Raw genomic sequence first — 22,396 nt, 5'->3', positions numbered from 1 at the left:
TCAGGCCTGCGCCGCGGCGTCTCGCGCGGCGATGTCCGGCAGGTCGGCACCGGGTCGGGCCACCGTCAACGCCGCCGACAGTGCCGCCGATTTCAGGACACCTTCGAGTGCGTCGGTACCGATGCGCCCGAGATCGCGACGGCGGTCGGCGCCGAGCAACCCCAACGTCCACAGGGCATCGAGCAGGCCCGCCATGAAGGCGTCGCCGGCCCCGACGGTGTCCGCCACCTGCACCGGCCGCGCCGGAACCGTCACGGTGCCCGCCCGGCACACCGCGAAGGCGCCCCGCTCACCCGAGGTCACCGTGACGATCGACGGGCCCACCTCCAGCCAGGCCCGCGCGATCTGTTCGGGGGAGTGCCGGGGGTCCATCCAGCGCAGGTCCTGTTCGGAGGCTTTGACGATGTCAGCGCGCTCGACGAGCCGGTCGATGCGCCCGCGGGCAATGTCGTCGTCCCGGATGACGGCCGGCCGGATATTGGGATCGAAGCTGATGGTCGCCGACATCCGGTAGGCGTCCAGCAGAGCGGCGGCAGCGCGACACCCCGGCTCAAGCACGGTGGCGATCGAACCGGTGTGGACCAGCAGAGGCGTGGCCACCTCGGGTGTGCCGGTCAGCTGCCAGTCGATGTCGAAGCTGTACTGGGCCGATCCCGCGGTGTCCAGGGTGACCGTCGCGGAAGGTGTTCGCCCGGCCGTCTTGCTGCCCGAAACCAGTTGCACACCAGAGGTTTCGACGTATTCGGCGATGCGCCGGCCGCGCGCGTCCTCGGCGATGTGGGTGAGGAAGTCGACGCCGCGGCCCAACCGGCCGAGGCCGACGGCCACGTTCAGCGGGCTGCCGCCGACATATTCACCACCGATCCTGCCGTCGCTCTCGACGACGTCGATCAGCGCCTCGCCAATGACCAGGGCCCGGCTCATGGCTCCATGGTAGGTGGGTTGGACTCGGTGGCGGACGGCTTACAGGCGTCCGGTGATGAACGACGCCGCCTGATCGGGGTACGGGGGCAGCTCGTAGGCGCTGTGCGCTGCCCGGAGACGACCACCCTGGACACAGATCGGATCGCCCGGACTGCACAGGTCGATGGCCCGCCCGGCGAACTGCCCGGAGCCCGACAGCGGCGTGCCGAACCGGTTGCCGGGATTGCCGAACACCGCGACCGCAGCGACCCGGTCGGCACCCTCGGGAGGCAACGCGGGAGCCGAACCGATGGTGCCGATCCGGTCACCGATCGGCGGGACGCCCGCCAGCATCGAGACCGCCGCTGCGCCCTGCGAGAATCCGCCCAGCACCACCTGGGTGCCCGGGCATTGCTCGGCCAGCCACGAGATGTGTCCGGCCGCGTCGTTCGCGGCGTCCGCGGTGGTCAGGAAGTTGAGCCCGGCGGGATAGTTCACCGCGTACACGCCGAGGTTGCGGGGCGCGATCCTGGGCGCGAGTTGGTCGACCAGTGCCTGGCCCACCCGGCCGATTCCGGGCGGTTCACCAGTGCCACGGGCGAACACCACCTCGACGTCCGAACACGGGTCGGCCGATGCCGCAGGCGCCGGACCGGTGAGAACCGCGGCCGCAATCGATACCGCCATGGCCGACCGGAGGACTGCGGTGTTCAGCAACATCCACCCATGTTCACATTTTGGCGGCGCATCAGCCCGGTGCATCGTCGAACTGCTGTGAGACGCTGTCGCACAGCTTCCACGCTCCGTCCTCGTTCAGGAAGTACAGCGCCCCCTCCAGAGGCGGATCGGACCGGGTGAACTTGGCCTGCGCGACGTCACCCCGAACGGTCACGTCCGTTACGGTGATCGGTTTACTTCGCGACGGGTCGGGCGACCGGGGGCCCAGAGGGTCCCAGGTATCGAGCTCCAGAAGTTCGCCGGCCTCCTCCGCACACATCAAGTCCAATACTTCCCGCTGATCGTCCGTGTCGACCGCCTCGGCGAAACTGATTGCTCTGGAACGGATCTCCTGTTCTGTCGATTTCGGGCCGCCTGGCAGCGTGAAGTATGCCAACACCCCGCCGGCGACGAGCAACGTGACCACCACAACGGAGGCGATCCACCATCCGGCTCGGGACTTCTTGACGGGCGGTGGGGCGGGCGGCCAGTGCGGCGGTTGCGGATAAGGCGCGTTGAACGGTTGGGGCGGCGGCCAGTGCGGCGGCTGAGGCGGCGGCCAGGGTGGCGGTTGTGACGGAGGCGTGGTCATTGTTCGTCCCAGCGACGCACCAGGAGCTCGTCGAGTTCCGCGGCGAATTCACCGGGCGGATCGAAATTGCCTTCGTAGCCGAGGGTCACCGTCCCGGGTAGGCGACTGTTCACGCAGTAATACAGCTGACCGGAATCCTTCGTGAACCACATCAATTGCGAGGGTGTGGACTCGATCTCGGCAAAACTCTCGCTCGAAAACCAGTCGTATCCTTCAAAGCTCTCCCAGGTGTCTGGGCGCTTGATGCCATAAGACTCCCAATCCTGCCCGGTAAATCCCGGATGCACTTCGCGCAGGAATGTCTGTACGGCATCGGGAAAGCAATCGAAAAATTCCGCAGCGGGCCGTCCGAGGAGGTCAGGATCCCAGCCGAGCCACAATGCCGGAAAGCCATCCCTGTCCCGTCCCGCCGCATAAATGAGAACGTTTTCGAACGCATCACCCAGTTGTCGTCGAAAGACCCTGACATCCGAGAGCTCGTCCCGAAATCGTCGGACAAAGCCGGGGAGCAGCTCCGTGAAATCCGTGCCCCACAGGGACAGGGCGTGGCGACATCTTTCCGATGAGGTGGACGCGGACGCTATCGGTCGCCAATTCTGCGGGATCACTGCCAGTTCCGGTGATTGTGCACCGACAGGCGTCCACGTGGCGTCCCCGCCGCCGACCTCGGCGAGGATATCGTCGACTGCATACTCTGCCACTGCGACCTCCTAAGGGCCCTGGCTCGCGAGGAGCGCATCTATGAGCTTCTGCATGTCGGTCATCTTCTGCGTTTGCAGCGCGACCTGTTCATCCACCCAGGCGGAATCGGCTTTCGGCAGGAGTCGGAGCGGGCTGCCGGAACTCTTGCCCGAATTCGGGCCGCTGCCCATCCATTGCATATTTGCGGGCGTGGTGGCTACGACCATCATGTTGCGGGCATTCAGGTCCTTGAAGCCGGGCATCTGAATGAGGGCGGCAAGTGGAACGATATGGTCGGCCGAAACCCTGGGCGTCGTGCCGTCAGCCAGGAAGCCGTATGTCTGGTCCGGGTATGCCCGATTGGTATCCGTTCCGCTGGGCCGAGCCGAACCATTGAGCGGGACGTCGCCGATCGCCCTCGCTGAAAGTGGATTGTCCTTGCGGATTTCCCGATACAACCCCGACAGATCTTTCGGAACCAGGTGGCGTGCGCGCTCCATGTCCTTGACACTCTGCAGCGGAGTCGGAGACCATCCGGATTCTGCGACGATCTGGCGTTGCACCCCTACATCTCGTATCTTGCCCGGGCTGGGCGGTTTGAACGACGGACCGTCCGGATTTCCGTCGTTGATCAGCCGGACGGCCTCGACGCATCCGCGATCGCGCTGCTGAAGCACCGCCCGCTCGGCGTTCAGTGCATCGGCTTCAGCGTTGTAAGCGTCTACGGCTGCGTGGTCGTACGGATTGGGCTGGTAGCTGTTGTGCTGGCTTCTGCGCTGATCATGGCTGGCTTCGGCAGCTACGAGATCCGGACAGATGTCCATCTTCGTCGTAGTGGCCCACGCTGCTGGTGCCGCGACCGTCAAGGCACTCGTGCACGCCAGGATGGCGAGTATCAGTGCTACGACGAACTTGCATCGATCCATCTCGGCCATCCCCCAAGGCGCGTCCGTGTCCGAACGTCATGTGCGGCACGGGTCTCGATCGTGGTCATTTTAGGCTCAGACAGCCCAGGCCGTGGTCACTGAAACTGATGGGCTTTCGGGTGCACACCTTTTGGGTACATAACCGGAGAAGAACTGCCTGTTCACGGTCGCGTATAGGTTGGGAAGATGGAGCGTTACGAACGGGTTCGGCTGACGAATCCCGACAAGGTGCTCTATCCCGCGACGGGCACCACCAAAGCCGAGGTGTTCGACTACTACCTGAGCATCGCCGAAGTGATGCTGCCGCATATCGCCGGGCGCCCGGTGACCCGCAAACGCTGGCCCAACGGGGTCGCCGAGCCGTCGTTCTTCGAAAAGCAGCTGGCGTCGTCGGCTCCGGACTGGCTGGAGCGCGGCACCATCGTGCACAAATCCGGGACCACGGCTTATCCCATCATCAACACCCGCGAGGGCCTGGCGTGGATCGGGCAGCAGGCCTCGTTGGAAGTGCATGTCCCGCAATGGCGGTTCACCCCCGACGGTGCTCAGGGCCCGGCCACCCGCATCGTGTTCGATCTCGACCCCGGCGAGGGTGTCACCATGCCGCAGCTGTGCGAGGTGGCCCAGGCGGTGCGGGAGCTGATGGGCGATATCGGGTTGACGACGTACCCGCTCACCAGCGGCAGCAAGGGCCTGCACCTCTATGTGCCGCTGGCGGAGCCGATCAGCTCGCGGGGAGCGTCGGTACTGGCCAAGCGGGTGGCCGTGCAACTGGAACAGGCGATGCCCAAACTGGTCACCGCCACCATGACCCGCAGCCTGCGGGATCAGAAGGTGTTCCTGGACTGGAGCCAGAACAACGCGGCCAAGACCACGATCGCGCCCTACTCGCTGCGCGGACGCGAGCATCCGACCGTCGCCGCACCCCGCAGCTGGGACGAGATCGGTGATCCGGATCTGCGGCACCTGAGCTTCGACGAAGTGCTGCAACGGGTTTCCGACGACGGCGACCTGCTGGCCGGTCTCGACGAAAACGCGCCGGTGGCAGATAAACTCACGACCTACCGCAGCATGCGCGACGCCGCCAAGACCCCTGAGCCGGTGCCGCGGGAGTCGCCCGAGACGGGCAACAACGACAAGTTCGTCATCCAGGAGCACCACGCCAGAAGGCTGCACTACGACTTCCGGCTGGAACGCGACGGCGTACTGGTGAGTTGGGCTGTGCCCAAGAATCTTCCGGACACCACATCCGTCAATCACCTCGCCGTGCACACCGAGGACCACCCGATGGAATACCTGACGTTCCACGGCGAGATACCCAAGGGCGAGTACGGCGGTGGCAAGGTCATCGTCTGGGACACCGGTACTTACGAGACCGAGAAGTTCAACGACAACGCACCCGATGGCCCGGACAAGGGTGGTGAGGTCATCGTCACGCTGCACGGGGAGAAGATCTCCGGGCGTTACGCGCTGATCCAGACGGACGGCAAGAACTGGCTGGCGCACCGGATGAAAGAGCAGAAGTCGGCCGATCCCAAGGATTTCGCGCCCATGCTGGCCACCGAGGGTTCGGTGGACAAGCTCAAGGCCACGCAGTGGGCGTTCGAGGGCAAATGGGACGGCTACCGAGTGCTGGTCGAGGCCGATCATGGCCGGCTGCAACTGCGTTCGCGCCGCGGCCGCGACGTCACCGCGGAATATCCGCAGTTTCAGGCGCTGGCGGCCGATCTGGCCGACCATCACGTGGTGCTCGACGGTGAGGCGGTGGCACTCGATGAGCACGGCGTGCCCAGCTTCGGCGAGATGCAGAACCGGGCCCGCTCGACCCGGGTGGAGTTCTGGGCATTCGACGTGCTGTGGCTCGACGGAAGATCGCTACTGCGGGCCAAGTATTCCGATCGACGAAAGGTGTTGGATGCCTTGGCGGTCGGCGGCGGGCTCATCGTGCCCGAGCCGTTGGCCGGTGACGGCCCGGAGGCCATGGAACACGCCCGCAAAAGCCGCTTCGAAGGTGTGGTCGCCAAGAAGCTGGATTCCACCTATCAGCCTGGCCGGCGCTCGGCGTCGTGGATCAAGGACAAGATCTGGAACACCCAGGAGGTGGTGATCGGCGGCTGGCGCCAGGGCGAGGGCGGGCGCAGCAGCGGTATCGGCGCCCTGGTGCTCGGAGTGCCCGGCCCCGACGGTCTGCACTTCGCCGGGCGCGTCGGCACCGGGTTCACCGAGAAAGAGCTGGCCAAGCTCAAAGGCATGCTGAAACCCTTGCACACCAAGGAATCACCGTTCAGCAAGCCCTTGCCGAAGCTCGATGCCAAGGGCGTCACATTCGTGCGGCCCGAGCTGGTGGGGGAGGTGCGTTACAGCGAGCGCACCTCGGATCACCGGTTGCGCCAGCCCAGCTGGCGCGGGCTGCGGCCGGACAAGACGCCGGACGAGGTGGTGTGGGAATCATAGGAACAGATGCCACATAGCGCAGCAGCTCTAATGCGTTGATGGCGCAGGTCGAACTGCTATGCGAGCAGGTGGGTCAACTAGTGATGCATCTGACACAACAGACGGGCGGTTGGACGGGATTTCTGAGGCCCGGCGTCCAGTTACGGCCTGTAGGAGCCAGATCCGTGCGGCCTGGGGGGCACCGAGGCCAGGCGGCGACTTGCCCGCCGCAACTGTCGTCAGTCCAAAGGCTCAGCTTCCCGGATCTGCGCCACGATTCCGTCCGTGTCGAGGAGGTCCCAAACCTCGGCGAACTTGCCGTCTTGGAGGTGATAGAGCGTGAACTCTGAGACAGTGACCCGCCGACCGGTTGCCTCAATTCCTCGAAAGATCCCGCGGTGGGTGCCGGTGACCGTGAAACGAACGACGATATCGTCTCCGTCGACGAGGATGTGCTGCATCTCCCAGTGCCAGTCAGGGAACGCCGTGATCAGCGGGGTGAATTGGGCCGTCACCGCGCCTGGATCCATCGCAACGCCATCAATTTTGATGGTTGGTGTGTAGAACGTGGCCATGGCAGCGAAATCATGTTTGTTGCAGTACTCGAGGTAGGACAGGTACAAATTCAGGTACTCGTCGCGCCGATTCATGGAATTTCTTACCGCCTCACATCATTTGGTGGTGCTCTACTGGAGTCCCGCATCTTGTGAACGACCGTCCGGGCATGGATGCCCTGCGAGGCCCGCAGGGCATCGAAGCACTGGGTTCGTCATGTCATTGACGCGGCCGCCGCGCGACAAACGACTTTCCCATGTCGGACCCGATCATCGGAGGCTCGTACGGACCGCAGCTCGTACGGGTGGCGATTCCTGTGCTAAACACCAGATTTGGGCTGCCAACGTTTTTCATGGCCACGATGACGTCGCCCCTGACGTAGTAGCGGAACTCGTCAATGGCGTGGGTGAGACTCCGCAGGTGAGCGCTTAGCACTTCCGCAAAGCGTTCGATGTCCGGCTTCCCCTTCGCGTCTCCATACTTCGGGAACCACATCTCGGCATCTTCGGTGAAGAGATCGATCATTGAGGGATCTTGACGATCAACGCGTTGGAAGTGCGCATTGATCGACTCAACGCGGCCCTCTTCTTCCATCGGATGACCATACTCCTCATTCTGTGTCGACCGCTACGTAACCTAGACCCGTTCACACGCTCGACAAACCTGGAGTCTGGCCTGCTGAAGCCTTATTTACCCTGGCGATCAACGCTATTGGGTGCTGCAGATCTGTGTCGAACGATACAAAACGAGCGCGGTGGTATGTACTGTGGTTCGATATCGATCAGCGCGCAATGTTGACTGACGGACGCCTACACCCAAACCAAGTCGAAGGAAACCTCATGAAGTACGCCATCATTGGATCAGGCGCGATCGGCTCGGCACTGGCCCAACAATTCACCCGCGCCGGCGTCGATGTGGCTGTCGCGACCTCGAAGGGCCCCACGGCGGTGATACCGCTGCAGCAACGACATGGGCCCAACATCGTTCCGGCCGAAGTCGATGACGCGCTGCTGGCGGAGTTCGTTGCCTTGGCCGTTCCGTTCGAGGCGGTACAAGGGTTGGTCGCGAAGGTGCCCGACTGGAATCGTCGAATCATCATCGACGCCACCAACGCCATCGACTACCGTGACTTCTCGCCGGCCGACCTGGATGGTCGTGAGTCATCGGACTTGGTGGCCGAATGGGCGAAAAATGCGCGTGTCGTCAAAGCTTTCGGTAGCACCTGGGCCAAGGTGTTGGCGCGCGACCCCAGCAACGGTGTCACAGGGAGGCGCGTCACCTTTATCTCCGGCAACGACCCCGCCGCCAACGCCGAGGTCGCCGCGCTGGCCACACAGTTCGGATTCGAACCCATCGATCTCGGACGTAACGACGCCGGCGGCAGGCTGCACTCCTTTGGGGGACCGTTGACCGGACACAGCCTCATCTCCCAGCCCATCATCGGCAACGCCCCGGCCGAAATGGACATCGCTGAGCTGGGCTGATTTCGCGGATACAGTTGCCCTACCTCGGAATAGGATCACTGGATGGGACGTCCGCGCGAGTTCGATCGCGCCCGCGCGTTGCGATGTGCGATGCGCGCGTTCTGGAAGTACGGCGGTTACGAGCGGACCAGCATCAGCCAACTAACCGGGGCCATGGGCATCTCTTCGCCCAGCCTGTACGCCGCGTTCGGCAGCAAGCGCGAACTTTACGACGAGGCCGTCGGACTCTACGCCGAACGGCCTGGAACGCCTCTGACAGCGGCGTTGACCGAAGCCACCGCCTACGACTTCGCGACGCGTCTTCTCGACGCTGCAATCGTTGATTGCACCAAGAAGGGACAGCCGAAGGGATGTCTGGTCAACACAGACCCTGTACTGGTCGACCGGCGCGATAAAGGCCGCACGGTGATCGCCGAGCGACTAGCCCAGGCCATTGACGAGGGCGACCTACCAATCTCAGCTGATCCAGAGGCACTCGCCGAGTACCTAATCATCGTCATCAACGGGCTATCCACAAGGGCACGCGACGGGGTAACGCGGCCCGAGCTCCGCGCCGTCGCCGCCACCATCATGGCCGCCTGGCCACGAAAATAGCGCCGAGTCCAAACAGATATCCCGCCGCCGCGTCCTGAACTCCCCAGAAGATCCGATTCGGGCGTTGCGTAGGTGGGGCGGACTACCGCACGATTCGCTTATCGCATCTCCGCCAGTTGTGTGCGCTCGACGAGATGGCTGCCGCAGCAGGACGCGAAGGAAACGAGATTGAACGGTCGGTGCACTGGTCCGGCGTCGACAGTGCCGAGGACTACCACGCCGCCGGAGCCACCATTTTCGATCACGAGATCGCCCCGGACCCCATTACCGGTATGACTTCATGACCGTCAAGGAGATGTTGTCCTGGCGTGATCATCACAACGAATAAGCATGCCGCCCTTGGCTACAGACCTCACGTCAGGTCAGGGTGATGACGACCTTGCCGGCCTTGGCTTTGCCGTTCTCGACGTAGGCGAGGGCTTCGAGGGTCTGGTCGAAGGTGAACGTTGAGTCGACGACCGGGCGCAGGTGGCCCGCGTCGTACAGGGCGGCAAGCTCTCGAAGCTGTGGCCCGCTCGCGTGCATGAAGAAGAACTCGTAGCGCACACCGAGTTTCCTGGCCGCGCGGCGCACCTTGCGGCTGAGGAACGACAGCACGAATTCGAACGGTTTGGGTGCGCCGAGTTGCTTCGCGAAACCGGCATCGGGCGGGCCGGTGACGCCGATCGCCAGGCCCGCGGGTTTGAGCACGGTGAGCGACTTCATCAGGTTTTCGCCGCCGACAGAGTCCACCACCAGGTCGTAGTCGGAGAGCACCTCGGCGAAATCCTGTGTGGTGTAGTCGATGACGATGTCCGCACCGAGATCGTGGACCAGTTGCGCACGGGCGCCGTTGGCCGTGGACGCGACGTGCGCGCCGAGATGCTTGGCGAGCTGGACGACGGTCGATCCGAGGCCGCCGGCCCCGGCGTGGACGAGAACTTTCTGACCGGGCTTGATCTGCGCCCGTTCGACCAGGATCTGCCAGGCCGCCAGGGCGACCAGTGGTACCGCGCCGGCCTCGGGCATGGACAGGGCGGCCGGCTTGAGCGCGACGTCATCCTGGTCGATCGCGATGTACTCGGCGAAGGTGCCGATGCGAAGATCGCGGGGGCGGGCGAACACCTTGTCGCCCACGCTGAAGCCGCGGACGCCGGCGCCGATCTCGGTGACCACACCGGCGACATCGTGGCCGAGCACAAAGGGCGGCTTGTACTTCAGCAGCTGCTTGAACTCACCGTTTCGGACCATGATGTCCAGCGGGTTGACGCTGGCTGCATCTACCCGGACCAGTACGTCGGTGCTGCCGACCCTCGGCTGAGGTACGTCGGTGGCGCGGACGTCGCTCTTGCCGTATCGAGTGACGACGAATGCCTTCATGTGGTCATTTCCCTTCAGTCCGGCAGTCGAGGAGCAGCTGCGCGTTGACGATGCCGGCGGCGAGGATGTCGTCGGACAATTGCCGGTCGGAGACCGCGCGTGCGAGTTGCAGGGTGGCGACCAGAACGCTGAATAGTCCTACGGCGGCGGTGCGTGCGGCCGACGGTTCGTGTGGAGACAGGTGCGCTGCGATGACGTCGACGATCGACTGCATTCCCTCGGTGTAGGCATCCCGGACCGCGTCATCGCACCGGCCGATCTCATCGAGTAGGGCGGCGTTGGGGCAGCCGGTGTCCGGATGGTCGCGGTGATGTGGCGAGAGGTACTCGCGCACAAATGCTTCCAGCGGTTCCCGGCCCGGGGGTAGCGAACTCAGGTTTTCGCATTGGGCGCGTAGCTGATCGGCCACGACGTTGGCCACCAGGTCGTCCTTGGACGAGAAGTGTGCGTAGAAGGCGCCGTTGGTCAGGCCGGCGTCGGACATGAGCGTGGCGATACCGGAACCGTCGATCCCGTCGCGTTTGAAGCGTCCGCTGGCCGTCTCGATGATCCGGCGTCGGGTCTCGGCTTTGCGTTCCGCGGTGGATCGCGCCATGGCACCTCACCAGTCCTCTCGAGTCTCGTCCTTGCCGATACTAGCACTTTGGCTTACGATCATAATATTATGGTCGTAATACCGCGGCCGCCGAGTCGGGAGTACACCGCAATGACCACCTGGAAAGACGCACCGAACCGCACCATCGAGATCGACGGCGTGACGTTCACCTATCGCGAGCTCGGCACCGGCTCATCGGGCATTCCGGTGGTGTTCCTGCACCACCTGACCGCGGTGCTCGACGACTGGGACCCGCGCGTCATCGACGGCATCGCCGCGCGCCACCGCGTCATCGCCTTCGACAACCGCGGCATCGGCGCCACCGGAGGCACGGTGCCGACCACCGTCGAGCAGATGGGCACCGACGCGATCGCCTTCATCCGCGCCCTGGGCCTCCGGCAGGTTGACCTGTTCGGATTCTCACTCGGCGGCGGCGTCGCCCAGATGGTCGCGCTGCAGGCTCCGGAACTCGTCCGCCGCATGGTGCTGGCAGGCACCGGCCCACGCGGCGCCGGCGGCATCGACAAGATGGCCACCATCGTCGGCGGGGCTTACCTCAAAGCGGCACTCACGCGCAGTGATCCGAGGAACTTCTTGTTCTTCCCGCGTACTCCCGAAGGCAAGTACGCCGCGACGCAGTACCTGGGCCGGCTCAAAGAGCGGACGCAGAACCGCGACAAGCGAATCTCCTTGCGGGCCGGCATCTCTCAGATCAGGGCCATCCGGCACGCCGGAAAAAGCGCACCCGACGACCTGTCCGTCATCACCCATCCCGTCCTGGTCGCCAACGGAGACAACGATCTGATGGTGCACAGCAGCCACTCGGCGGACATGGCGCGTCGACTGCCCGATGCGCAACTGAAGATCTACCCGAACTCCGGGCACGGCGGGGTGTTTCAGCATCACGAGACCTTCGTCGCCGACGCTCTGCGTTTTTTGGACAGCTGACTAGACGCCGAGACTGGCCGCGGCGATCGCCTCGTCCATACCTCGCGTCGCCAGCACGTCGGCCAACTCGTTGTCGGCGATACCGGAGTGCCCCTTCACCCAGAACCACTCGACCTCGTGTCGCGCACAGGCGGCCTGCAGCCGCTGCCAGAGGTCGACGTTCTTCACCGGCTGCTTCGCGGCGGTCAGCCAGCCGTTGCGCTGCCAGCCGAGCACCCACTTGGTGATGCCGTTGCGCACGTAGGTGCTGTCGGTGTGGAGATGCACCACCACCGGCCGCGTGAGCGCTTCGAGCGCCATGATGGGCGCCATCAGCTCCATCCGGTTGTTGCTCGTCACCCCGGGCTCTCCGCCGTACATTTCGCGCACGTGCTCGCGCAGGCGCAGCACGGCTCCCCATCCGCCCGGGCCGGGGTTCGGGCGGCAGCCACCGTCGGTATGGACCACTACGACGTCGCTGCTGAGGTTTCCGGCGTCGGTCATGCGCTGAGGATAGGCAACGGCATCGAGCGGCCGGCGTCCCGACACACGTCAGCGGTCGGGAGTCGCGGAGATCACCGCCGTGTGGACCGACATTCCGAAATTCTTGTGCCGGACCGTGCTGATCCGCCGGCCCGGTTGGACGGCGTCTTTGATCGGCGCGGTGTGGTCGCCGAAGTACCCGGCTGTCGCGTCGATATCGGCGACGACATAAGTGATTCCCCACAGCGTCGAGGGACCGCGACCTGCCGACCCCGGTGAACCGACCACCTCGAGGATCACCTCGCCGAGCCGGAAGAAGACCTGGCGCATCGGGCGGCCGCCGAGTTCCCCGTCCCGCTCGCGGCGCGGAGCCAGATCGGCAGCGGCCATCGACGCGATCGTCCGATCCAGGTCGGGAGACAGCAGCACGACGTGGTCGATTGCGGTGACGCCGTTGGGGTGCATGGCCGGCGGTGCGATGGCCGAGTCCGACGTGGAGGTGCTCCGCGTCGTCGGGATGCCGTCGAGGTGGTCGAAGGAACCTTGCGGCGGCAGGCCGCGCAACGACCACCCGATGATGCCGGTGCCGCGGTCGGTCCCGCCCAGCCGGATGCGCACGTCGCCGACCCGGCATACCGGGCCGGCATCTCCGCCGGGATCAACACTGAACCCGGCGCGCGTCCAGGCATCCGGAGGGTCAGCGACCTCGAGCTCGTCCACGGTGACGGTCATGGACGTGAAATCCTATCCGGCCCGGTCCTACCTGCGTGGCGGGCGTAAGACTTTCATGGCCAATCGCATGACCGGCTCGGGCACGCGATCCTTGGCGGACAGCGCGGCATCGGCGGTGCGGGTGCGCAGGGGTGTTCCGCGGCCGAACCACCGGTTCAACGGCCCGCCGGACGGTTCCAGGTCGACGTGCAGCGGCGGTTTTCCGTCGGCGGCGCCCAGCGCGTGCGCGATCACCATGCGCTGGATCTCGCTTGTACCCTCAAAGATGGTGTACAGCTTGGCATCCCGGTACCACTTCTCCACCGGGTGATCCGTCACGTATCCCCAGCCGCCCATGGTCTGGATGGCCCGCTCCGTGGTCCTCACGGCAGCCTCGCTGGCGGCCAGCTTCGACATCGAGCCCTCGCCACGGTCGAACGGCACGCCGGTCGCGGCCATCCAGGACGCTCGCCAGGTGAGCAGCCGGGCGGCGTCGATCTGGGTGGCCAGGTCGGCGAGCGGGAACGCGACGCCCTGGTTGTCGATGATCGGGCCACCGAAGGCAACCCGGCGGTTCGCGTATTCGGTGGCGTATTCCAATGCCGCCCTGGCGATTCCGAGGGCCTGGGCCGCCACCATCGGCCGAGTCTGTTCGAAGGTTCCCAAGGTTGCGGACCCGGAATTCCTGGCTCCCTCGACCGCCTCGCGAGCCCGCGCCAGCTTCCGCTCCAGCTTTTCGTGACCGCCGAGCAGATTGCCGGCCGGTACCCGGACGTCGTTGAACTTCAGCTCGGCGGTGTGCGAGGCGCGGCAACCCAGCTTGTCCAGTTTGCGCACCATCTCCAGCCCTGGCGTACCGCCCTCCACCACGAACAACGCCTGTCCCTTGTGGCCGAGGTCCTTGTCGACCACTGCGTTGACGACGTGCACGTTGGCGATACCGCCGTTGCCGATCCACATCTTGTGGCCGTTGATGATCCAGTCCGCATCCGCGCCGGGCCCGCTACGGACCGCGTACGTGCGGAGGTTTCGCACGTCGCTGCCGCCCTCGGGTTCGGAGATCGCCAGCGCGGCGAGTTTGAGATCACCCGCGGTGCCGAAGCATTCGGGCGCCCACTGCAGCATCTGCTCCGGGGAGGCGGCCTGGCCGATGGCAGACAGCGCCAGCGCCGGCATGACGATGGCCAATCCGATTCCGGCGCAGCCCCAGAACAGCTCCTCCATGAACATCGGCAGAGACAACCCCGTGGGATCGCCGATCAGGTCGCGATAGAAGAGCGGGCTGTAAAAGCCCCGTAGAGCCGCTTCTTCGAGCACCGGCCACGGGAACTCCTGCCGCTGGTCGTATTCGGCGGCGACCGGCCGGATGACCTGTTCGGCGAACTCGTGTGTGCGGCGGGCGAGGTCGTGTTGCGCCGCGGTGGGGGCGATATCAAATGCCACGACGTGTGGAGTACCCACTGCCGGAGCCGCCGAACGTTCATGGGGACCTCAGTCGGATGGCTGAGCGGCAGCCGCTATCCGTTGCCGCGCCTCGGCCGGCGAGATTCGCAGCCTTCTGGCGAGAACGGCGGCCGGATCGAACCGTGGCGGTGACGCGGTGTTGGTGGCCACCATCCGTCCGAGCAGCCGTTGCTGGGCGGTCGCCAACCGTTTCTCCCCGGCGTCGAGCCGGCTCAAAACCTCGTGGAGTTCCGACCGCGTCAGGGCGTGCACCGACAGCGCGTCGATTTCTTTGCAGGCGGCGTGCAGGTGATCGAGAGCTTCACCGACAATCGTCCGCTCGATGTCCCTCTCGGAGACCAGTATCGAACTCATGTTCGGTACCGTACGCCGGCCCACCGACAAGCCAGGCGCTCGCGCGAGACCCCCAACCCAAAACAAATCGGCCGCACAAATTGTGCGGCCGATTGCAGACACTGACTTTCGCCGAACCGCTATGTCCGGAAATGGTGCGGTCGGCCAATGCGTGCCCTGTTTTATTCCCGACTCAGCATGCGATGTCTACATATGCCGTCTTCGAAATGATGGTGGTATTGATAGAACTTCCGCCCCTCGAATCGTCGGTGGCATGGGTCTGCCCCTGGCGCACGCCGAGCACCGTGCAGTTGGCCAGCGGTGCCGTGCCGGTACGGTTGACGATCACGTGATATCCACTGGTCTGGAGGCTTTTCACGGTTTGTTCGGCCGACTGTCCGGTCGGTGCGGCAGCGGCGATGCCACCGAAGAATGCTCCCGCGGCCAGCGTGCCCGCGGCTAATGTGGCGATGGTGGATGACTTCATTTCCCAACCCTCCGTTGCAGGCCGCACCGGAAGTCCCACTACTTCCGGTCACTGCCTATTACGTTTAATCGGGATCGGAGTTCGAAAATTCCAGAATTCTCAGCTGAAAATGTGGAATTTCTCAGGAACGTAGGGTGACCAGTGGTCGCATCTCTGCTCGGAGGTCGACCGTCGCAAGACCGATCTCGGACGACAAAGACCGGCTCGGGCAGTCGCGAGCTGTGACATCGTTGAAAGATGAGTAGTGACGGGTACAGCGTCGATGACGACGACCAGTTGACCCAAGAGGACACCCTCATCGACCGAGGTGTCGACGACTTGCTGGACGAGGGGTATTCGCCGCCGGATCGCTGGCGCGAACCGCGTGATCACGAGACGCTCGATGAGCTGCTGGCCGAGGAGGAGCCCGATCCGGCGATGCGGCTGGACGAATCCGATCAGTTCGACGAGCAGGCCGGTGACGATGAAGTCGGCGATCGGCGTTCGGGTCGCCTGGTTGCACCCGATGCGGGTTTCGGCGCGGACGACGAGGCAGAGCTCCTCGGGACGGACGTCGGCATCGACGGCGGCGCGGCATCGGCCGAAGAAGCCGCGGTCCACATCATCCCGGAGTCGTCACCGGGTAGTGGTCCTCTTCTGGAGTAGCACAGACACGGTGAATACCAGCAGGCCACCGATCGCGAGCAGCGAGCCCGCGGCGGCCGGCGCGGTGTAGCCGAGACCGGCCGCGATCACCAGGCCGCCCACCCAGGCGCCTGTGGCATTGCCGATGTTGAGCGCCGAATGATTGAGTGCCGCCGCCAGGGTCTGGGCATCGTGGGCGACGTCCATCAGGCGGGTCTGCAGCGCCGGGCCGACGGCTGAGCCGGCCGCACCGACGCCGAACAGCAGCGGCAGCGCGGTCCACGGGCTGTGTGAGCCGAGCGAGAAGGCGGCGAGCAGGATCGCGAGGGCGCCGAGGGACAGGTACAGCGCGCGGATCACCGAGGTATCGGCCAACCGGCCGCCGATCAGGTTGCCGACGACCATGCCGAGGCCGAACACCATCAGCGCCACGGGAACCGCAGCGCGGGGCAGGCCGGTCACATCGGTCATCGTGGTGCTGATGTAGGTGTACACCGCGAACATGCCGCCGAAGCCGATCATGCCGACCAGCACCGCCAGCCATACCTGTGGGCGGCGCAGCGCGCCGAGTTCGGTCATCGGGCTGGTGACGTGCATGGCGCGCAGCTGTGCCGGCAACCAGCGCCACTGGGCGGCCAGGGTGATCACGCCTATGGCGACCACCAGGCCGAAAGCGCTGCGCCAGCCGAGGGCCTGGCCGAGCCAGGATGCCAGTGGAACGCCCAATACCGTCGCGACGGTCAGGCCGCACAACACATAGGCCACGGCTTTGGCCCGGTTCTGCGGGCCCATCAGATGGGCGGCCGCCAGCGCGGCGATCCCGAAGAACGCGCCGTGCGGAAGGCCGGCGACGAACCGGGCGAGCACCAGCGTCAGATACGTCGGGGCCAGCATGCTGGCGAGGTTGCCGAGGGTGAAGACCGCCATCAACGTGAGCAAAAGGGCCTTGCGGGGCCAGCGGGCGGTGAGCGCGGCGATGACGGGCGCGCCGACCACGACGCCCAGCGCGTATGCGGAGATGACATGGCCCGCGGTGGGCTCGCTGATGCCGAAGCCGGCCGCGATGTCGGGCAGCAACCCCATCGCCACGAATTCGGTGGTGCCGATACCGAAGCCGCCGAGGGCCAGGGCGAGCACCGCCAGCAGTCGCACCGTGGGATCTGGCGCAACGATGGCGAGCGGGCGTTCGAGGGAAGTCGTCATTCGGGGGCTTTCCGAGTTTCGCGGATCCGGGGACACCGGACTTGGGCTCTCGGACGGCGTTGGACGAGAACGGCGGGTGCAACGCTATCGGCGCGGTGAGTGTTCCCTCAAACGGCAGCTCGAAGTGCGCCGCTTTCTACACCTGGGCGGTTGATCGGCGCGGGCCGCGACCCAGGTGTGGAAAACGGCGCACGTAAAGCCCGCCGGGCCCTGGCTACACCTTGGCGATGACGTTCTCGGCGAACTTCTCCAGATGGCGGATCTTGCGGTCGAGGGGCTCGGGGTCGTCGCCCATGATGTAGGGCAGACGGAAGCCGACGATCACGTCGGTGACGCCCTTGTCCTCGAGCCGTTTGATCCCGTCGAGGGTGAATGCGTCTCCTGAGATCACGTGGATCTCGAAATCGCCGGTCTGACCTTCCTCCGCGCGGATCTGGTTCAGCCGGGTCAACAGCTGGTCGAGCTCCTCGGGGCTGCCGCCGCCGTGCATCCAGCCGTCGTTGCGGGCCGCGCGGCGCAGGGCGGCATCGGCGTGTCCGCCGACGAGGATCGACACCGGCTTCGACGGCGCCGGCGTCATCTTGGTCTTGGGGATGTCGTAGAACTCGCCGTGGTATTCGAAGTACTCACCGCTGGTCAGTCCGCGGATGATGTCGATGCACTCGTCCATCCGCTTTCCGCGTCGCGCGAACGGCACACCCATCAACTCGTAGTCCTCGGGCCACGGGCTGGTGCCGACGCCGAGGCCCAGCCGGTTGTCGAACAGGGCATTGAGCGAGCCGACCTGCTTGGCCACCAGGGCAGGCGGACGGATCGGCAGCTTGAGCACGAAGAAGTTGAACTTCAGCGTGGTGGTGACCGCGCACAGAGCCGAGGCCATCACGAAGGCTTCGACGAATGCCTTGCCGTCCAGGAACTCCCGGTTGCCGTCAGGGGTGTACGGGTACTTCGAATCGGACTCGAACGGGTAGGCGACGCTGTCGGCGATCGTCATGGCGTGATAGCCGGCCGCCTCGGCCGCCTGGGCCAGCGGGATGTAGTAGGTGGGATCGGTCATGGCTTCGGCATAGGTGAACCGCATACGGCAAGACTAGAACGTGTTCTAGAACTGGCGGAGGGGAATGGCCCGATGGGCAGCTTCGGATGGTTGCGGGCGGGGTGCGTTCAGCGCAGGATGACGGTAGCTCGACGAACCTGAACGAGCGGAGCGCAGCTGATGGCGACTGATCGTGACGCAACCGCCGATACGGATTCGGTGCCGCTGGCACGCGCCGAAGCGGCCCGCCTGCGAAGTGACGAATTGGCGCACCGGCGCGCTGACCTGGCCCAAGGATTGGCGCCGACCACCGAGGACGTCGCGCTGGCGCAGTTGCGGGCCCGGCAATCGCGGCTGAAGGCGGCGACTGCGCATCACTCTGCGGCGCTGCGGCATGTGGAGGCGGGTCAGGCTCACCTCCGGGCCGCGGCGGCCCATGAACAGGCGGCGATGCTGGCAGGCGACGATGACGGCGAACGCCACCAGGACGCCGCCGAGAGACACCGTGCCGAAGCCGCTCGGCACGATGATGCCGCGACCGTTGACGAGACGGCGGCAGCCGCAGATGAAGGCCGAGCCGGCTAGGTCTGATTTTCCATCAACAGCAGTGCGCCTTTGACGCCACTCTCATCCGATCGAAATGCCGTGCAGATCACCCTGATTCGCGTGGCACGCCCACGACGGTTCATGGTGTCGACGGTGACCTCCCCGGTGTGATCAGAGTCGACGAACGCATTCCCGATCAACGGCCTCACCGTATCGAGCGGCAGGTTGATGTCCAACGAGGTGAGCGGAACGCCGGTGGCCTCGTCGGCTCGAAGGCCCCACAGATCCTCGCAGTAACGGTTCCACACCACCACGCGCATCTCGCGATCGACCACCATCAGGCCGAGATGGATCGAGTTGACCAGAGAATCCAGAAACGTTCGGGCATCGTCGAGTTCGATGCTCCGCTCCCGCAGGGTGTCGTTGATCGTGTGGAGTTCGTCGTTGGTCGATTGCAACTCCTCGTTGATCGTCTCCAGTTCTTCGTTGGTGGACTGGAGTTCTTCGTTGGTGGTCTCCAGCTCCTCGACCGTCGATTGGAGTTCTTCGTTGGTGGTCTCCAGTTCTTCGTTGGTGGACTGCAGTTCCTCGTAGGCGGCTTCGAGCTGACGATTGGTCTGCACCACCTTGTCCACCAAGGCGCGAGTGGCGGTGACGTCGAAGAACACGATCGACACTCCGAGCAACCCGTTCTCGTTGTCTACCAACGGATTGACGTGGATCTCGAACCACACCATTTCGGAACCGGGCCGTTGCCATTTGACATCCTGGATCCGGGCCGGCCTGCGCTCGACCTTGGCTTGCTCGATGTAGGCCCGCAGTTCGACCGGCCGGTATGAAACCTCCAGATCGCGCAACAGCCGGCCGATATCGCGCGCCGACAACCCGAATATCGACTCGGCCTGCTGGTTGATCATCGCCACCGTGTCTTCGCCCGTGACCACGATCTGGGCGACCGGGCCGGCCCGAAAAGCCAACTCGCGCACGGTGGTAAGGCCCGCCAGCTCACCATGTCTCTCGTACATCGACGCGGCGGGGTCGTAGCGGTCGAGACCGTTGTGTGAACCGGCTGCCTTCCGGAACACCCGGTGCTTGAGATTCAGCGGGGTGAACCGGTCCGCATGGCTCAGCAGCATCTCGGCGTGCCCGAGGAACAGTGTGCCTTGGGCGGCGAGCGCGAAATGTAACCGCCCGAGCACATTTCGCTGCGTTTCGGAGTTCAGGTACATCAGCGAGTTGCGGCACACCAGTAGGTCGACGCGGGATATCGGCGCATCCTTGACCAGATCGTTGCGGCCGAATATGACGGCACGCCGCAGGTCTTTGTGAAAGACATAGCGGCCGTTGGCCATTTCGAAGTAGCGGGCAAGATAATGGGGCGGAACCGACTCGACGGCACGCTCGTCATAGGAGGCCGCCCTGGCTTCGGTGAGAGCCTCCTCATCGATGTCGGTGGCATAGATCTTGACCCGCTCGCGGAAGACATCCGGACCGAGCGCCTCGGCCAGCAGTATCGCCAGCGTGTACGCCTCCTGACCCGAGGCGCAGCCTGCGCTCCAGACGCGGATGGGATCGTCGGGCCCGCGCTCGGCCAGCATTCGCGGGATCACGTCGGTGCGGACGAACTCCCACGCCTCCGGGTCCCGGAAGAAGGACGTGACGTTGATCAGGATCGTGTTGAACAGCGCGGCGAACTCATCGGAGCTGGCCTGCAGGACATCGAGATACCGCTCGAATGTGTCGTATCCGGCCTGATCCATCCGGTGCCGAACCCGCCTCATCAGGGAGGTGCGCTTATAGCCGGTGAAATCGAATCCGCGGGCGTCGCGCAGATAACGCAGCAGCGCTTCGAAGGCCTCGTCGGTCGTGTCCATGTCGTCCTGTTTCATGCCCTGTCCACCGTCAACCCGCTGCCGGAATGTCGTGGCTGACACTACTCGGGACTAGAGGTAACTCTCGGGATCGAGGACGGCCCACACGGTCTTGCCGGTCGACGTCGGGGTGCTGCCCCAGGTGCGTGACAGCGCGGCGACCACCGCGAGGCCCGACACCGTGTCGCCACCGCGACCGGGGTGTTCACGCCGAGTGGCCGGTGTGTGGCTGTTGTCCTCGACGGCGATGGTCAGTGTCTCGCCCCGGCTCTCGACAACGAGGCTGGGTGCGCTCTGAGTGTGCTCCAGAACGTTCTCGACGAGTACGTCCACGACCAGGGTGGCCACCGAGACCATTTCGCTCTGTGACCAGGTCAGCAGCCACTCTGTGATCAGCCGCCGGGCCTTACCGACACTGGAGTGCAACGCCGGAAGCTGGGCCCGGGCACGCCGACGGTGCCGGTTGGCGTCCTCGTCGCAGATTGCCGATCTCGCGGCCTCGACTGTCGGATACGCGGGCACGTAGCGGGTGATGCCGTTGCGGGCTATCGCATCGCGCCCCTCCTGGTGCTCGCACACGAGGATGACGGGGATGTCGGGCCAGACGCTGACGTGCCAGCGGGCACTGGTGAACACGGCCCAAGCCGACTCGGAGGGAACCGACAACTGGGTGGCGTCGACGATGACGGCGCTCGGTTCATCCAGTGCGGCTTTGATGATGGTGTCGCGAAGTTCTCGGTAGGTGCTGCCGTCGAGGGTGCCGGCCGCGATCAGCACCGCGGCTCGGTCCACGACCTGTCGGGTTACTGCGACGGTGCTGCGCGCGTTAGCCACCGGTGTCCTCCGCGCTCTGGCTGACAGCCGACAACCGTTGGCTGAGCACCGTCATCGCATGTTCGGCCTCGTCGGCCAGATGCGTGTACCTCTCGGCGATCGAAGCCAAGCCGGCCTTCTCCGCCAGTCGGCGGGACATCTTCGATTTCTCCTGAAGGCTGCGCAGGGCGATCCACAGGGCGCGCTCGACCTCTTCGTCACGGGCTCGCAACAAGGCATCGGGCGTCCAGGCGTGGCCGACTCGGCATCGGTAATTGCCCTCGCTGATGGCGGCCAGCGAACCGTTGCAGTCCGGGCAGATATAGCCGGACGGAGGCCCCAAGGTCTCGCTGTCGAACTCGGTGGCAAAGCGCGCCGCCTTGGCGATCCGGTTCTCCAACTCCATGGATGGGTCGCGTTCCATCTCGTGCTCCTCGCCGTGATGTTCGGCCAGTGTGGTGATCAGCCGGCCCATCTCGGCGACCGGGACCTGGTGGTCGACCACCCCGGCGGCAACGGCGTTGGCCGGCATGGCGGGAAACAGTGCGTCAGAAGGAGATTGGGCGATGGTGACGCCGCCACGGGATTTGATCGCCGCCGAGCCGAGCACACCGTCATCGAGCACGCCGGAAAGCAGAATGCTCATGGCGCGGCGACCGTAGGCCAATGCCGCCGAGCGGAACAGGGCATTGATGGCGGGGCGATGGCCGTTCTCCGTGGGACCCTCGGTCAGCAGGATCCGATGGTCCTCTACCAGTAGATGCCGGTCCGGCACCGCCACGTAGATGGTGCCGGGTTTCAACTCCGCACCGTCCGTCGCGCTCACCGACGGCAACGGTCCCGCTCGATCCAAGATCTTGGCCAGCGCGCTGGGGGCGTTCGCCGGCAGATGCAGCACGACGAGCACCGCCTGCCTGAGGTCGGGATCCAGGCCCGAGACCAATCGGGTCAACGCTTCGACACCGCCGGCCGATGCGCCGACGGCAATCAGTTCCAAGCTTTCGTCTGTCTCTGTCATCACTGGCTCTTTCGCCGTGTACCCAAACTACGCTTTGGCAA

At 65.0% G+C, this 22,396-nt stretch carries 26 protein-coding genes; 7 read left to right on the top strand and 19 right to left on the bottom strand.

Annotated elements, in window-relative coordinates; all coding sequences use genetic code 11:
• From H977_RS0123550 to H977_RS0123530, 5 genes are read right to left on the bottom strand one after another with little or no spacing between them, the layout of a single operon-like run.
• Window positions 1–924 (bottom strand): carbohydrate kinase family protein, encoded by a 924-nt coding sequence (locus H977_RS0123550; RefSeq protein ID WP_029110167.1) that lies wholly within the window; start codon window positions 922–924, stop codon window positions 1–3.
• Window positions 925–963: 39 nt separating this feature from the next.
• Window positions 964–1,623 carry a cutinase family protein gene (locus tag H977_RS0123545; RefSeq protein ID WP_081681823.1) on the bottom strand — a complete coding sequence of 220 codons (660 nt, stop codon included), beginning with the start codon at window positions 1,621–1,623 and terminating at the stop codon, window positions 964–966.
• A gap of 28 nt (window positions 1,624–1,651) precedes the next feature.
• Entirely contained in the window at window positions 1,652–2,212 is a 561-nt protein-coding gene (locus H977_RS0123540) for an Rv0361 family membrane protein (RefSeq protein WP_155946797.1), read from the bottom strand.
• Window positions 2,209–2,913 carry a hypothetical protein gene (locus H977_RS0123535; RefSeq protein WP_029110164.1) on the bottom strand — a complete coding sequence of 235 codons (705 nt, stop codon included), beginning with the start codon at window positions 2,911–2,913 and terminating at the stop codon, window positions 2,209–2,211. Before H977_RS0123535 ends, H977_RS0123540 begins: the two co-directional genes overlap by 4 nt.
• A gap of 9 nt (window positions 2,914–2,922) precedes the next feature.
• Entirely contained in the window at window positions 2,923–3,828 is a 906-nt protein-coding gene (locus tag H977_RS0123530; RefSeq protein ID WP_029110163.1) for a hypothetical protein, read from the bottom strand.
• Window positions 3,829–4,005: 177 nt separating this feature from the next.
• Between H977_RS0123530 and H977_RS0123525 the strand changes: the two genes are divergently transcribed.
• Window positions 4,006–6,273, top strand: coding sequence for an ATP-dependent DNA ligase (locus tag H977_RS0123525; RefSeq protein ID WP_029110162.1), 2,268 nt, complete (start codon window positions 4,006–4,008; stop codon window positions 6,271–6,273).
• A gap of 218 nt (window positions 6,274–6,491) precedes the next feature.
• Here the strand turns inward: H977_RS0123525 and H977_RS34525 are convergent, their stop codons facing one another.
• Both H977_RS34525 and H977_RS34520 read right to left on the bottom strand, forming a co-directional pair.
• A complete protein-coding gene (locus tag H977_RS34525) occupies window positions 6,492–6,902 on the bottom strand; it encodes an ester cyclase (RefSeq protein WP_051289031.1) in 411 nt (136 codons plus the stop codon).
• A gap of 124 nt (window positions 6,903–7,026) precedes the next feature.
• Window positions 7,027–7,401, bottom strand: a complete 375-nt coding sequence (locus H977_RS34520) for a nuclear transport factor 2 family protein (RefSeq protein ID WP_051289030.1) — start codon at window positions 7,399–7,401, stop codon at window positions 7,027–7,029.
• A 245-nt stretch (window positions 7,402–7,646) separates the two neighbouring features.
• Here H977_RS34520 and H977_RS33790 point away from each other — a divergent pair, with 245 nt between their 5' ends.
• The 3 genes from H977_RS33790 to H977_RS34965 all read left to right on the top strand — a co-directional run bounded on the left by H977_RS33790 (window position 7,647) and on the right by H977_RS34965 (window position 9,169).
• Window positions 7,647–8,291, top strand: a complete 645-nt coding sequence (locus H977_RS33790) for an NADPH-dependent F420 reductase (protein ID WP_051289029.1) — start codon at window positions 7,647–7,649, stop codon at window positions 8,289–8,291.
• A gap of 42 nt (window positions 8,292–8,333) precedes the next feature.
• Window positions 8,334–8,885, top strand: a complete 552-nt coding sequence (locus H977_RS0123505) for a TetR/AcrR family transcriptional regulator (protein ID WP_029110161.1) — start codon at window positions 8,334–8,336, stop codon at window positions 8,883–8,885.
• Window positions 8,886–9,019: 134 nt separating this feature from the next.
• Entirely contained in the window at window positions 9,020–9,169 is a 150-nt protein-coding gene (locus tag H977_RS34965; protein ID WP_231396051.1) for a hypothetical protein, read from the top strand.
• Window positions 9,170–9,242: 73 nt separating this feature from the next.
• Here H977_RS34965 and H977_RS0123495 read toward each other — a convergent pair whose 3' ends face one another.
• Window positions 9,243–10,244: an NADP-dependent oxidoreductase gene (locus H977_RS0123495; RefSeq protein WP_029110160.1), complete on the bottom strand. Its 1,002-nt coding sequence runs from the start codon at window positions 10,242–10,244 to the stop codon at window positions 9,243–9,245.
• Between the two features lie 4 nt (window positions 10,245–10,248).
• The gene (locus H977_RS0123490; protein ID WP_029110159.1) at window positions 10,249–10,839 is read right to left on the bottom strand and encodes a TetR/AcrR family transcriptional regulator; all 591 of its coding nucleotides are present in this window, start codon (window positions 10,837–10,839) and stop codon (window positions 10,249–10,251) included.
• Between the two features lie 111 nt (window positions 10,840–10,950).
• On the opposite strand from H977_RS0123490, the gene H977_RS0123485 reads away from it, so the two are divergent.
• Window positions 10,951–11,787 carry an alpha/beta fold hydrolase gene (locus H977_RS0123485; protein WP_029110158.1) on the top strand — a complete coding sequence of 279 codons (837 nt, stop codon included), beginning with the start codon at window positions 10,951–10,953 and terminating at the stop codon, window positions 11,785–11,787.
• Here H977_RS0123485 and rnhA read toward each other — a convergent pair whose 3' ends face one another.
• The 5 genes from rnhA to H977_RS0123460 all read right to left on the bottom strand — a co-directional run bounded on the left by rnhA (window position 11,788) and on the right by H977_RS0123460 (window position 15,244).
• The gene (gene rnhA, locus H977_RS0123480) at window positions 11,788–12,270 is read right to left on the bottom strand and encodes a ribonuclease HI (protein ID WP_029110157.1); all 483 of its coding nucleotides are present in this window, start codon (window positions 12,268–12,270) and stop codon (window positions 11,788–11,790) included.
• 48 nt (window positions 12,271–12,318) lie between these two features.
• On the bottom strand, window positions 12,319–12,981 hold the full coding sequence (locus H977_RS0123475) for a VOC family protein (protein WP_029110156.1): 663 nt from the start codon (window positions 12,979–12,981) through the stop codon (window positions 12,319–12,321).
• A gap of 27 nt (window positions 12,982–13,008) precedes the next feature.
• Entirely contained in the window at window positions 13,009–14,403 is a 1,395-nt protein-coding gene (locus tag H977_RS0123470) for an acyl-CoA dehydrogenase family protein (protein ID WP_029110155.1), read from the bottom strand.
• A 48-nt stretch (window positions 14,404–14,451) separates the two neighbouring features.
• Window positions 14,452–14,778: a hypothetical protein gene (locus tag H977_RS0123465; RefSeq protein ID WP_051289028.1), complete on the bottom strand. Its 327-nt coding sequence runs from the start codon at window positions 14,776–14,778 to the stop codon at window positions 14,452–14,454.
• Between the two features lie 172 nt (window positions 14,779–14,950).
• Window positions 14,951–15,244, bottom strand: coding sequence for a hypothetical protein (locus H977_RS0123460; protein WP_029110153.1), 294 nt, complete (start codon window positions 15,242–15,244; stop codon window positions 14,951–14,953).
• A gap of 237 nt (window positions 15,245–15,481) precedes the next feature.
• On the opposite strand from H977_RS0123460, the gene H977_RS0123455 reads away from it, so the two are divergent.
• A complete protein-coding gene (locus H977_RS0123455; protein ID WP_029110152.1) occupies window positions 15,482–15,889 on the top strand; it encodes a DUF5709 domain-containing protein in 408 nt (135 codons plus the stop codon).
• Here H977_RS0123455 and H977_RS0123450 read toward each other — a convergent pair.
• Together H977_RS0123450 and H977_RS0123445 are read right to left on the bottom strand one after the other, a co-directional pair.
• Window positions 15,860–17,071, bottom strand: coding sequence for an MFS transporter (locus H977_RS0123450; protein ID WP_029110151.1), 1,212 nt, complete (start codon window positions 17,069–17,071; stop codon window positions 15,860–15,862). The genes H977_RS0123455 and H977_RS0123450 overlap by 30 nt on opposite strands.
• Before the next feature lie 214 nt (window positions 17,072–17,285).
• Window positions 17,286–18,152 carry an LLM class flavin-dependent oxidoreductase gene (locus tag H977_RS0123445; RefSeq protein WP_029110150.1) on the bottom strand — a complete coding sequence of 289 codons (867 nt, stop codon included), beginning with the start codon at window positions 18,150–18,152 and terminating at the stop codon, window positions 17,286–17,288.
• Between the two features lie 135 nt (window positions 18,153–18,287).
• On the opposite strand from H977_RS0123445, the gene H977_RS34515 reads away from it, so the two are divergent.
• Complete coding sequence (locus H977_RS34515) at window positions 18,288–18,692, top strand: hypothetical protein (protein ID WP_051289027.1); 405 nt, start codon at window positions 18,288–18,290, stop codon at window positions 18,690–18,692.
• Here the strand turns inward: H977_RS34515 and H977_RS0123435 are convergent.
• From H977_RS0123435 to H977_RS0123425, 3 genes are all read right to left on the bottom strand, one after another.
• Window positions 18,689–20,527 (bottom strand): CheR family methyltransferase, encoded by a 1,839-nt coding sequence (locus H977_RS0123435; RefSeq protein WP_029110149.1) that lies wholly within the window; start codon window positions 20,525–20,527, stop codon window positions 18,689–18,691. The two genes, H977_RS34515 and H977_RS0123435, sit on opposite strands and share 4 nt — an antisense overlap.
• A gap of 69 nt (window positions 20,528–20,596) precedes the next feature.
• Entirely contained in the window at window positions 20,597–21,358 is a 762-nt protein-coding gene (locus H977_RS33780; RefSeq protein WP_051289026.1) for an STAS domain-containing protein, read from the bottom strand.
• On the bottom strand, window positions 21,351–22,355 hold the full coding sequence (locus tag H977_RS0123425; RefSeq protein ID WP_029110148.1) for a chemotaxis protein CheB: 1,005 nt from the start codon (window positions 22,353–22,355) through the stop codon (window positions 21,351–21,353). The genes H977_RS33780 and H977_RS0123425 overlap by 8 nt, the downstream gene beginning before the upstream one ends.
• Window positions 22,356–22,396: the final 41 nt, after the last annotated feature.

Origin of the sequence: Mycobacterium sp. URHD0025 (genome assembly GCF_000426065.1) — a bacterium.
Lineage (GTDB): Bacteria > Actinomycetota > Actinomycetes > Mycobacteriales > Mycobacteriaceae > Mycobacterium.
This window is presented reverse-complemented; position numbering and strand designations above follow the sequence as displayed.

Excerpts from the sequence above, each read along its gene's own strand:
- H977_RS0123550 (WP_029110167.1), bottom strand. The coding sequence starts at position 924 with ATGAGCCGGGCCCTGGTCATTGGCGAGGCGCTGATCGACGTCGTCGAG.
- H977_RS0123545 (WP_081681823.1), bottom strand. The coding sequence starts at position 1,623 with ATGTTGCTGAACACCGCAGTCCTCCGGTCGGCCATGGCGGTATCGATT.
- H977_RS0123540 (WP_155946797.1), bottom strand. The coding sequence starts at position 2,212 with ATGACCACGCCTCCGTCACAACCGCCACCCTGGCCGCCGCCTCAGCCG.
- H977_RS0123530 (WP_029110163.1), bottom strand. The coding sequence starts at position 3,828 with ATGGCCGAGATGGATCGATGCAAGTTCGTCGTAGCACTGATACTCGCC.
- H977_RS0123525 (WP_029110162.1), top strand. The coding sequence starts at position 4,006 with ATGGAGCGTTACGAACGGGTTCGGCTGACGAATCCCGACAAGGTGCTC.
- H977_RS34525 (WP_051289031.1), bottom strand. The coding sequence starts at position 6,902 with ATGAATCGGCGCGACGAGTACCTGAATTTGTACCTGTCCTACCTCGAG.
- H977_RS34520 (WP_051289030.1), bottom strand. The coding sequence starts at position 7,401 with ATGGAAGAAGAGGGCCGCGTTGAGTCGATCAATGCGCACTTCCAACGC.
- H977_RS33790 (WP_051289029.1), top strand. The coding sequence starts at position 7,647 with ATGAAGTACGCCATCATTGGATCAGGCGCGATCGGCTCGGCACTGGCC.
- H977_RS0123505 (WP_029110161.1), top strand. The coding sequence starts at position 8,334 with ATGGGACGTCCGCGCGAGTTCGATCGCGCCCGCGCGTTGCGATGTGCG.
- H977_RS34965 (WP_231396051.1), top strand. The coding sequence starts at position 9,020 with ATGGCTGCCGCAGCAGGACGCGAAGGAAACGAGATTGAACGGTCGGTG.
- H977_RS0123495 (WP_029110160.1), bottom strand. The coding sequence starts at position 10,244 with ATGAAGGCATTCGTCGTCACTCGATACGGCAAGAGCGACGTCCGCGCC.
- H977_RS0123490 (WP_029110159.1), bottom strand. The coding sequence starts at position 10,839 with ATGGCGCGATCCACCGCGGAACGCAAAGCCGAGACCCGACGCCGGATC.
- H977_RS0123485 (WP_029110158.1), top strand. The coding sequence starts at position 10,951 with ATGACCACCTGGAAAGACGCACCGAACCGCACCATCGAGATCGACGGC.
- rnhA (WP_029110157.1), bottom strand. The coding sequence starts at position 12,270 with ATGACCGACGCCGGAAACCTCAGCAGCGACGTCGTAGTGGTCCATACC.
- H977_RS0123475 (WP_029110156.1), bottom strand. The coding sequence starts at position 12,981 with ATGACCGTCACCGTGGACGAGCTCGAGGTCGCTGACCCTCCGGATGCC.
- H977_RS0123465 (WP_051289028.1), bottom strand. The coding sequence starts at position 14,778 with ATGAGTTCGATACTGGTCTCCGAGAGGGACATCGAGCGGACGATTGTC.
- H977_RS0123460 (WP_029110153.1), bottom strand. The coding sequence starts at position 15,244 with ATGAAGTCATCCACCATCGCCACATTAGCCGCGGGCACGCTGGCCGCG.
- H977_RS0123455 (WP_029110152.1), top strand. The coding sequence starts at position 15,482 with ATGAGTAGTGACGGGTACAGCGTCGATGACGACGACCAGTTGACCCAA.
- H977_RS0123450 (WP_029110151.1), bottom strand. The coding sequence starts at position 17,071 with ATGACGACTTCCCTCGAACGCCCGCTCGCCATCGTTGCGCCAGATCCC.
- H977_RS0123445 (WP_029110150.1), bottom strand. The coding sequence starts at position 18,152 with ATGCGGTTCACCTATGCCGAAGCCATGACCGATCCCACCTACTACATC.
- H977_RS34515 (WP_051289027.1), top strand. The coding sequence starts at position 18,288 with ATGGCGACTGATCGTGACGCAACCGCCGATACGGATTCGGTGCCGCTG.
- H977_RS0123435 (WP_029110149.1), bottom strand. The coding sequence starts at position 20,527 with ATGGACACGACCGACGAGGCCTTCGAAGCGCTGCTGCGTTATCTGCGC.
- H977_RS0123425 (WP_029110148.1), bottom strand. The coding sequence starts at position 22,355 with ATGACAGAGACAGACGAAAGCTTGGAACTGATTGCCGTCGGCGCATCG.